The sequence below is a fragment of the Coleofasciculaceae cyanobacterium genome, assembly GCA_036703275.1.
Lineage (GTDB): Bacteria > Cyanobacteriota > Cyanobacteriia > Cyanobacteriales > Xenococcaceae > Waterburya.
The window spans coordinates 1-9730 of the sequence record DATNPK010000022.1 but is presented as its reverse complement, the minus strand read 5'-3'; the positions used below and the strand labels follow the sequence as shown (position 1 = coordinate 9730).

The window sequence follows — 9730 nt, the reverse complement described above, 5'->3', positions numbered from 1 at the left end:
CGGAAGCTGGTCTAATGAAATATTAGATCTAAACGCTTGGGGAGATTCGACCTCTATCTTGGTTGGTGGCAACACCTGCGAGGGTAAGTCAAATCGCTGAACCAAGAATCCCCTGATTTTTAATCGGGGGAGTGTCAACACAGCACTTTTTATCAGCACGTCGAAGCTCTTTCGGTAACTCCTTTTGCCTCTGGTGCATTAGATCGGGGATTAACCGCCTTGCTAGTATCTTTAGTTCGCTTGGCGGGAGAAGAATTTAATGGCAATGATAGAGCGGGCAAAATTGAACGCAATCATCCTTATATTCAAGAGGCAATTAAAACAATTATTGAACGAGCCGAACAAATCGAAGGGAGAGCAGTTAGCGATCGCTTAAAAAACGAACTGGAAGTAAAACTAGACCGCTGGCTTAGTAGTATTAGCTCTTTAGAAAAGGGAACAACCCTGAAATATCGAGTATCCAGCACAGACGGTACGGCGATCGATTTAATTAAACCCGCAGGGCAAGGAATATGGGATGACTTTACCTGCTTAAATTCTCTACGTAATGTTGAGCCAACTATTAGCTTAATTTTAAACGATTTGCCCCTGAGCGAAGAAAATTCTCCCCTGCCCCAACCTTTTAGTAATCAATCTTAGTTATGTCCTATAAGAGATACAGAGTGGGTGAATTACGCCCTAGTCAGATACTTTTTACCTATGGCATTGGCGCGATCGCCGATTTGCCCAATCTTGCTGTAATTGTTATGGGGCTAGAAGATTGGGAGCGATCGCGTACTAGAGAGTTGACAGAACCCAGATTGCTCTCGATGGTTTAAAAGCGTTTGGGAAAACAGGTTAAAGAACTCCGTCTACCACCGTTACCAGAAGAAGCTGCTAAAAGTCCTTTTGATGAAGCTGCCAACATTGGTATTCCCGTCGCACCTTTTCCCAACTGGATGCTGTGTCCTAAATGCAAATTACTGGCATCTCTTAATTCTGGCCTATTTGAACTAAAGCACAATGCCTATCGTCCTGGGGAAACTCGATATCAACACAAAAATTGTCGAAAAGCAATTAAACCTCCTAATGTCATTCCCGTTAAGTTTCAAGTAGCTTGCGATAAGGGTCATCTAGATGATTTTCCCTGGCGATACTTTGTTCACAAAGAAAATAGCGATTGTGATGGCTCTCTACGATTATTTGAACTAGGTTTATCGGGAACTCCTAGCGATATTCAAGTTAAATGCGATAAGTGCGAGCAAAGTCGAATGCTATCTGATGCCTTTGGTAGTCAGGGTAAACAAAATATGCCTGGGTGTCGGGGTCGTCATCCTCACTTAAGAAATTTTGATGACAGTTGCAAACAACAAATGAAGACTATTCTGCTTGGAGCATCAAATAGCTGGTTCTCGGCAACTCTTTCCGCATTATCAATTCCCAAGGGGTCAAACAAGTTAGCCGAATTAGTCGAAAAAAACTGGGCAATGCTCGGTAAGCTAGAAAGCCAAGAATTACTAGAGAATTTTCTGCCGATTCTTCAAGCATCGGGACAACTCCAAGACTTTGCTTCTTTTCCTACCTCAGAAATCTGGAAAGCGATAGAAGCTCAAAAACAATCATCAGAAGACGAGCAACATCAAGACCTTAAAACTCCTGAGTGGGAAGTGTTTTCTCTTGCCGATACCAGCAAAAATAATTCTGATTTTCGTCTAGAACCAACCACGCCCCCAGAAGGATATGAAAAATATTTCAAGAAAATTGTTCTTGTCCATAAGCTAAGGGAAGTTAGAGCTTTAATTGGATTTACCCGTATTCAATCACCAGGAGAGTTAGGAGATTTAGAAAATCAAACAGAGCAATCTCTAGCTCCTATCAGCAGGAAACCTCCTAAATGGATTCCTGCCACGGAAATCAAAGGAGAAGGAATATTTTTAGAGTTTGAAGAGGAGTTAATTAGAGCCTGGGAAAATAGCTCAGAGATTACTAAGCAAGCCATTCGTACTAGAGAAGCTCAAAAACAATGGCTCAACGTCCGCAATCCAGATTTAGTAGATAAAGTTCCCTTTTCTGGAATGCGATATATGCTAATTCATTCATTTACTCATGCTTTGATACGACAGTTAACTCTTGAATGTGGCTATAGCGCAGCTAGTCTTAGAGAAAGAATTTATTCTCAAACTTCTGAAGCCGAACATGGCTCCCAAGCGGGACTACTTATTTATACTGCTGCCCCTGACAGTGAAGGAACATTAGGTGGACTAGTTAAACTGGGAGAAGCCAAAACTCTTGGGTATCATATCAATCAAGCTCTTGAGCAAATGAAAATATGTACGGCAGATCCTTTATGTGCCGAGCATATACCTGATGAGGGAACTCCTTCCCTTCACTGGTCGGCTTGTCACTCCTGCTTATTTGCCCCAGAAACTTCCTGTGAACGGGGAAACAAATTACTGGATCGTTCTGTTTTAGTTCCTACAGTAACTAAAGACGATCTTGCTTTTTTCAAAAGTGAATCTTAAAACCAATAAAATCTCAATTATCCTATTTAAACAATGACCAGCCAATTATTGGCACAAATTCACTTTATAGTAAGTTCTTTACCGCCATCACTATTAGAAAATTTAGTAGAGATACTTCTCAATGATGACTCAACTTCTAATAAATCCTTAAAAAATCGTATTTTAAGTCAAATTTCAATACCTAAATTTCGTCGTTCAGTTAGTGAATTGCTCGATCTTTGGGCGCAAGAAAATCCTGATTGGAATAGTTCCTCTTTAGCTACAGCTTTAATGAGTTCTGCTTATTCGGTAAAACAAAGTCGTCAAGAAATTAATGCTGAATTAGTTTGGAGTGGTCCAGAGGTGACACAAATTCCATTGCGGAGAACAGATCGGGTTTTACTTCAACTAATTAAAGAAGCCGAAGCAGAATTAACCTTGATCAGCTTTGCTGTCTACAAGATTCCTGAAATCGCTCAAGCATTAATAGAAGCTCTAAACAGAGGCGTGAAAGTACGCTTAATCGCTGAAAGCCCTGAAGTTGCTGACAAAATTCCTTTTGGCATTAAACAGGCTTTGGGCAAAGAGATTATCAAGCAAGCACAAGTGTTTATCTGGCCAAAACACAATAGACCTGTAGATAGTGAAGGTAGATATGGCTCTTTACATATTAAGTCCGCGATCGCTGATTCTCATAAATTATTTATCACTAGTGCAAACCTTACTGAGTATGCTTTTACACTCAATATGGAAATGGGCGTTTTAATTCAAAGTAGCCAGCTAGCCAACCAGGTAAAAAGGCAAATGGAAGACTTAATTGGGCAAGGTATATTAATCTCAATATAAGATCCTAAATATGTGTGATGCTTATCCTATCGGCTTTAATTCCGTAATTATATGAATACAGAAAATCGTATTTACGGAAATGCTTTTTGAAGATTAATAGGTATTGTGAAAAGACAATTGCCAGCAGGAGTTTAAATTATGACTTTTCTCCATATTTTCCAATCTCCACCCCTCTATATCTCAGATACTTATAAAGAGTAGCTTTAGAAATATCTAAATCCTTAGCAATCTGATTAACGGGCATTCCTTCTTCATAATAAGATTGGGCAATACGAGCCTTCCTTTGAGCGTCTTGCGACAATCCTGGTTTGCGTCCGCCTACTCTTCCTCTGGCTCTGGCAGCAGCCAATCCTGCATTAGTTCTTTCTCTGATAATTTCTCGTTCAAACTCAGCCAAAGAAGCAAAAATATTAAACACCAATCTCCCTTGAGGAGTCGTCGTATCAATCGGATCGTTCAAACTCCTCAAGCCAATATCTCTTTGATTTAGTTCTGCTACTAATTCGACTAGGTGCTTGAGCGATGCCTACGGCTAGCTCCGCAATCGCCTTAGGCGATCTAATTTCCAAATCACAATTACATCTTTTGGTCGCGCTTCTTTCAAAATTTCATCCAAACCAGGACGAGCAGTTTTTGCTCCACTAACAGTATCGGTAAAAAATTTTTTGCATCCATGCAAACGCAGAGCATCAAGCTGTAAATCTAAATTTTGCTCTTTTGTACTCACGCGAGCATAACCAAGGAACATATTATCAAAGATTGTTTACTAAACTCATCTATTAAATCTATTAAAGAGAATAATATACTTTGATTAGGTAAACAACAATAATGTACAATATCCGAAAATCAGAATGACGAATTTTGAGGCGCTCGCCCGATCTGTGGGAAATGTAGCTTTTAGAATTAAAGGGCGTAAAATCTTTAGGATTATGTGGTGCAATACAAATCAACTGCCGTGAGTTTTTTTATAGGGACTAATTTCTACACCCCGAAACCGCAAATACTTGTAGAGCGTAGCTTTAGAAATACTCAGGCTCTTAGCAATTTCGTTCACTGGCATTCCTTCTGAATAATAAGACTCAGCAATTCTTGCTTTTTTTAATGCCTCTTCATTTAGTCCAGGTTTTCTCCCGCCTAATCTTCCCCTAGCTCTGGCATTAGTTAGTCCCACATTGGTTCGTTCACGGATTATTTCTCGCTCAAACTCAGCCAGGGAAGCAAAGATATTTAATACGAGCTTTTTTTCAGAATTGGTAGTGTCAATCTTATCTTGGAGGCTTCTTAAACCAATGTCTCGTTGATTCAACTCAGCCACCAATTCAACCAGATGCTTGAGACTTCGCCCTAAGCGGTCTAATTTCCAGATAACAATAATATCCTTACTTTGAGCCTCAGATAGCATTTCATCTAAACCAGGACGGATAGCCTTTGCTCCACTTACTGTATCGGTAAATATTTTCTCGCATCCATGTTCGCGCAAAGCATCGAGTTGTAAATCGAAGTTTTCCTTATTTGTACTAACACGAGCGTAGCCAAGTAACATCTTTAATAGTGGAGTTTAGTTATCTCATGGTTAATTCACCAAGTATTCTAAACTTTGATTAATTAAACAGTAACTCGCTTTTTAATAGTTTAATAATTCACCACTTTGTCTCTAAACAGTACCAATAACCAGACATTCCCTGGCACCTTCTACTACTTCTGCTGTGATACAGTTAAGCTCGTTGACCTTCATCACACGCTGAATTTGTCTGAAGAGACGATTGAGCAGACGAAAATTACCATTGGTAATCCGTGAAATGGTAGCAACAGCCTCGTCATCAGTGTAATCATTAGGGTCAAGACTCAAGCCAAATTGCTCCCAGTAATGAGAAAGCAAAAATCTCATTTCTTCTCGGCTTAAGGCACGATAGTTGTGGGCAAAACCAATACGGGAGTAAAGTTGAGGATATCGAGATAGTTTTTTCTCCAATCCTGGCATTCCAATAAAAATTAAGCCTATATCGCCACGGTCATAGATTTCTCGCAACTGGTCAATGGCGGTAAGACTGAGACGCTCTGTTTCATCAACGATAATCAGTTTACAATGGTCTGCCACTGCATAAGCAGGGACATCTTGTTGACCAGGGACGGAAAATTCTGAGTTGAAGCGTCCTAACTCCACTCGCAGACTCCTGATATTTTCACGAATTAATCGGGGAGGACTAGAAACAGGAGCAGTATAAAATAATTTGTCACAATCTTTGAGTTCTGGGAGCAGAGGAGCATAGGGCAGATGAGGTTGAAGTCTAGTTTCCAAGAAAAACCACTTGGTGTAATAACGGGCTGAAAGGGTTTTTCCCACGCCAGGAGAACCATAGCACAAGCCAATATATTGTTCTCTCAGACAAGCATCGCAAAATTCAGCGAACCGACGATATTCTTTAGTAACAATGAATGACTGTTGTTCGGAGAATGCTTTAGTATCGTCAATAGAATCGAAATTATTCATTAAAATACAGCTTTAACTTGTGCTTGGGGGGTGGACTATTCTTAATTGTTTCTGGAGTTGAATTAGCATTCGAGGATGATTGGGGATTTCCCATTAAAGCATCGACAATTGAGACTCTATCTTTAATCTGCTGCTTGAGTTGTTTGCGTCTTTGGTTGCGAGCAGCCTTAATCTCTTTGAGAGTAACGGTTTTTGTAGATAATTCGGGACAGATAGCACGACAGAGAAATTTGTTCTGGTGATAAACTCTGATTTCCGTCATGTCTCTGGGGTCATAACGAATGTTGACATCTTCGCCGATATAGTTTGCCAATAAGGGGTCGGTATATCTCAAGCCTTGGAATTTAATGCCATCTCGTCGAATACGTCTTGTATCTCTAATAGTCAGCAGCAGCAGATCTAGTTTTTCGATTGATTCTGGCAGTTGTGGGAGAAATCCCCCCTTGTTCCAGCGTTTTTGGGGAGCTTCAGATGTTTGGCTGTGTTCTGCTTGATGATATTCCAGTAAAAAGCTTTCAAACTCCCGTTCGAGTTGATTAAAATTCAGAACTGGATTGGGTGATTTGTGTCCTGGCGGTGCATAGCCTGGTAATTTGGCTAACAGTAGTTGATTGACTGTTCTGAAGAATCGCTCGATTTTTCCTCTACCTCTGGGTTCGCCAATGGTGGAGAATATCAGTCTGATTTTGAGGTCAAGACAAACCTGTTCTATATGATGAGAAGTAAAATCGCTGCCATGATCTGTGTAAAGAATTTCTGGAATACCGCAGATATGCCATGCAGGATTGTTTTTCCGCCAAATGCCCTGTTTTAAAGCCAATGCTGTTTGTAAAGCAGAGGGTGCAGACAAGGAAATATAGTATCCCGCGATCGCTCTACTATAATCATCCATAATCACTGTAAGCCAAGGTCTGACTGGCTGTTCTTTTTCATCTTTGATCCAGATATCTAGCAGGGTATGATCTGCTTGCCAGATAGCATTTGGCTTCTCTGCGTCATGACGATGGAGCAATTCAAATGTTTGCTTGAAAGCTTTTGTTCCTTGGTGAGCTAGAGTTAATAAACCAGGGTTAAGATCGCCAATGATGCTGTAAACAGTATTGTAAGAAGGAACAGATATTTGAGAACGAATACACCAATCCCTGACCAGACGGTGAATGCTCGCAATACTCTTTGGGGGTTTTTGTAGGGCTAACCCTTCAATCAATTTTTTAACTTGAGGGTCTACTACTCGATAAGTACCACTATCTTTGCGCTTGCTACGGCATAATCCAGCTAACCCTAGTTTTTTGTAGTTGGCTACCCAACGCTGGGCGGTTCTGAAGGGAATTTCAGCCTCTTTTGCTACTTGGCTGAGAGGAACGGAGTCTTCTAGATGAGGGCGTAAAAGCTGATATCGTTCCCAAGCTATTGCTCTTGAACTTTCTGGTAGTTCGCTAAGGTTTGGTAATGAATCACTCTTTGATTCAGACATTTGATAAACGATAAATGGTGGAACGGTCTACATTGAAGGTTTTAGCTAACTCGGTTGCCGACTTACCTTCTTCTCTCAATTTTAGAATTAGTTCTTTTTGTTCTGAGGAGAGTTTTCTCGGACGACCAAATCTGACCCCTCTCTTCATGGCTGCTTCTCGTCCTACGCTAGCACGCTCGCGAATTAAGTCTCGCTCAAACTCGGCAATACCTGCAAAGACGGTCATAATCATTTTCCCTGCATGGGAAGTGGTATCTGCCCAAGGTTCTCCAAGGGAACAAAAAGCAGCTTTTTTCTCTCGTAGGGTTTCGACTATTTCTAATAGGTGATGGGTTGAACGAGCTAGGCGATCTAGTTTGCAAACTACCAAAGTGTCATTTTTACGGATCTGACTCAGAAGCTTTTCTAATTCGGGACGAGATTTTTTCGCTCCTGAAATTTTCTCTTCAAAAATTTCTTCGCAACCATTTTCTTTGAGCAAAGAAATTTGCGAATCGAGATTTTGGTCATTTGTACTAACGCGAGCGTAACCGATTTTCAATTTTAGGATCTCCCTTGGTCAAATCTGTTGCAAAACATAGTGCATAAATCATATGCTTTTGCCAGGAACATTTGCAACAAGTAAAACCGCGAGCGCCGATTTTGTGGCAAAAGTTTCAAGTTTTGCGACGCGCAGCTAGTCCTAAAGGATACCCCTTCGCATATGCTTTAGTGCCACACTCAAATCAAAAACAACCAATAACAGTTAATTTGTATTGCGCCAAATATCTCTAAAGAATTTACGCCACTAATGTCTGAAAGTTACAGACGTATAGTAGCATCCTGAATCATCGAGTTAGCTATAAACGTCTTTTTTCCTTCTACCGTGTACTGTTCGATGCGCTCGATCCCTTCAGCGATGTATTTAAGATAGGCGAAGTCGTCTTTCAAAGCGGTACAGCCTCGCTAAGAATGCGATCGCGTATTAGTTGATGGAGACTTTTTTCGGTGACGATATCGACCTTATAACCTAGTAAATCTTCTAAATCTGCTAGCAAACCACCAGGAAACCAAGGGCTAGTTTTCGCTCGGTCATAATCGATTAAAAAATCAATATCGCTGGTTGAGGTTTCTTCACCTCTAGCGATACTGCCAAAAACCCGCACATTGCAAGCCCCGTGTTTTGCAGCGATTGCTAAAATTTCTTCTCGCTTTTGTTGAAGTAGTTGTTTAACTTTCATAGCCTAGTTTTAACAAATTTACTTTTATTTCTAATTCTAGCTTCGCACTTTGGGCAAGCTGTTAATAACAGTAATCTAATTTCAGAATAATTTTCAGGTTTTATCGAAGTGCGACGGCTATCTTAACTCCAACTCATTACAAAAGCACTGACACACCGTATCATGAACGTCGAGCGACATTGAGAGCGAATTGATTATATTCTCTTTACCAATTGTTTTTAATTTAACTCATAGTTATCTCACTTGCTGACTGGATAAGCGTTTGTCAATCTAGGGAAAGTTTCATTATTGATTACTAATAAATTTACTCTTTACAATCGCCAAAATGAGCATCTAGCTTGTCTAAAAGAGCAATCCCGCGTTCGAGATTTCCTTGGGCTGCCATCGCTTTAAATCTAGTTTCTGCGTCGAATTCTGCTAGGGCAATAGTGCTTAATTCTTCCATTAACTTATTCAGACTCATCCCTCTAGTTTTGGCTAATTCTTTAAGTCTTTCGTGTTTATCATCCGATATGCGAACCATAAAAGCTGCCATAAATACCTCCTAGATTACTTGTTCAGGTTTGAGAATTTTAATTTGAGGAAACAACAATTGCGATCGCTTGAAATCATTAACATTCTTAGTCACAATTATTTGTGCATTACCTGCGGTCGCTAATTCTACTAAATGATTATCCGCTTCATCACCATAAGGAAAAATACTCTTAGCCAATCTTCCATGCTTCTTTACTTTGACGGGTTGATGTTGATGCAACCATTCACCCATTTTGATTGCCCAGCACAGAGCTAGAGACATCAAAGCTAATAGCTTACTTAATCGCTGCGAATTAGTAAAATGAGTAGACTCAAGACAAAATCCCCTGGTTTTAAACATTCCCAACAAAGTTTCAATGCCCCACCGTTTTCCATAGTCAGAAATAGCTGTTGATGGAGAATCGCCAGAGACAACAATCAGTAATTCACCATTGTCTAAACGTAAAGCACAAATATAAACAAAACGCCCCCAAACCAATCTACGACTAAATAGAACTTGAGTTGGTCCTGGTTTCAAATTGCCGAAGATGACCGAAGCTCTAAATTGTTTCTTGCCATCAAAGATCAGATCGCTGTGACGAATTCTTAATCGCCAAGAAATAGTCGGTTCAATTAAGAGGTAGGTTAACCATTGTTTACCGACAAACTCTCGTAGCGAAGCCCGTGCATGATATGCCAATCGCGG

Annotated in this window: 13 protein-coding genes and 1 pseudogene; 4 read left to right on the top strand and 10 right to left on the bottom strand. The window is 40.3% G+C overall.

Annotation, left to right across the window (positions count from 1 at the left end):
* Positions 1 to 219 precede the first annotated feature (219 nt).
* Genes V6C71_04905 through drmC form a run of 4 tightly spaced genes read left to right on the top strand, consistent with a single transcriptional unit; the run spans position 220 to position 3326 of the window.
* Positions 220 to 639: a hypothetical protein gene (locus V6C71_04905; protein ID HEY9767834.1), complete on the top strand. Its 420-nt coding sequence runs from the start codon at positions 220 to 222 to the stop codon at positions 637 to 639.
* Positions 640 to 662: 23 nt separating this feature from the next.
* A complete protein-coding gene (locus V6C71_04900; protein HEY9767833.1) occupies positions 663 to 818 on the top strand; it encodes a hypothetical protein in 156 nt (51 codons plus the stop codon).
* Positions 819 to 824: 6 nt separating this feature from the next.
* The gene (locus tag V6C71_04895; GenBank protein ID HEY9767832.1) at positions 825 to 2501 is read left to right on the top strand and encodes a DUF1998 domain-containing protein; all 1677 of its coding nucleotides are present in this window, start codon (positions 825 to 827) and stop codon (positions 2499 to 2501) included.
* 33 nt (positions 2502 to 2534) lie between these two features.
* A complete protein-coding gene (gene drmC / locus V6C71_04890; protein ID HEY9767831.1) occupies positions 2535 to 3326 on the top strand; it encodes a DISARM system phospholipase D-like protein DrmC in 792 nt (263 codons plus the stop codon).
* A gap of 136 nt (positions 3327 to 3462) precedes the next feature.
* Here drmC and V6C71_04885 read toward each other — a convergent pair whose 3' ends face one another.
* From V6C71_04885 to V6C71_04840, 10 genes and pseudogenes are all read right to left on the bottom strand, one after another.
* Positions 3463 to 3675: a helix-turn-helix domain-containing protein gene (locus V6C71_04885; GenBank protein ID HEY9767830.1), complete on the bottom strand. Its 213-nt coding sequence runs from the start codon at positions 3673 to 3675 to the stop codon at positions 3463 to 3465.
* Positions 3661 to 4074, bottom strand: a pseudogene (locus V6C71_04880) (recombinase family protein). The gene V6C71_04885 and the pseudogene V6C71_04880 overlap by 15 nt, the downstream one beginning before the upstream one ends.
* 198 nt (positions 4075 to 4272) lie before the next feature.
* Complete coding sequence (locus V6C71_04875) at positions 4273 to 4869, bottom strand: recombinase family protein (protein HEY9767829.1); 597 nt, start codon at positions 4867 to 4869, stop codon at positions 4273 to 4275.
* Between the two features lie 111 nt (positions 4870 to 4980).
* Complete coding sequence (locus tag V6C71_04870) at positions 4981 to 5817, bottom strand: AAA family ATPase (protein HEY9767828.1); 837 nt, start codon at positions 5815 to 5817, stop codon at positions 4981 to 4983.
* A complete protein-coding gene (locus V6C71_04865; GenBank protein ID HEY9767827.1) occupies positions 5810 to 7291 on the bottom strand; it encodes a Mu transposase C-terminal domain-containing protein in 1482 nt (493 codons plus the stop codon). Before V6C71_04865 ends, V6C71_04870 begins: the two co-directional genes overlap by 8 nt.
* Positions 7284 to 7832, bottom strand: a complete 549-nt coding sequence (locus V6C71_04860; GenBank protein HEY9767826.1) for a recombinase family protein — start codon at positions 7830 to 7832, stop codon at positions 7284 to 7286. The genes V6C71_04865 and V6C71_04860 overlap by 8 nt, the downstream gene beginning before the upstream one ends.
* 260 nt (positions 7833 to 8092) lie before the next feature.
* Positions 8093 to 8221, bottom strand: coding sequence for a hypothetical protein (locus V6C71_04855; GenBank protein ID HEY9767825.1), 129 nt, complete (start codon positions 8219 to 8221; stop codon positions 8093 to 8095).
* Positions 8218 to 8511 carry a nucleotidyltransferase family protein gene (locus tag V6C71_04850; protein HEY9767824.1) on the bottom strand — a complete coding sequence of 98 codons (294 nt, stop codon included), beginning with the start codon at positions 8509 to 8511 and terminating at the stop codon, positions 8218 to 8220. The genes V6C71_04855 and V6C71_04850 overlap by 4 nt, the downstream gene beginning before the upstream one ends.
* Positions 8512 to 8815: 304 nt before the next feature.
* A complete protein-coding gene (locus tag V6C71_04845; GenBank protein ID HEY9767823.1) occupies positions 8816 to 9046 on the bottom strand; it encodes a toxin-antitoxin system HicB family antitoxin in 231 nt (76 codons plus the stop codon).
* 9 nt (positions 9047 to 9055) lie between these two features.
* The coding region (locus V6C71_04840; GenBank protein HEY9767822.1) for a hypothetical protein at positions 9056 to 9730 on the bottom strand (675 nt) is incomplete at its 5' end.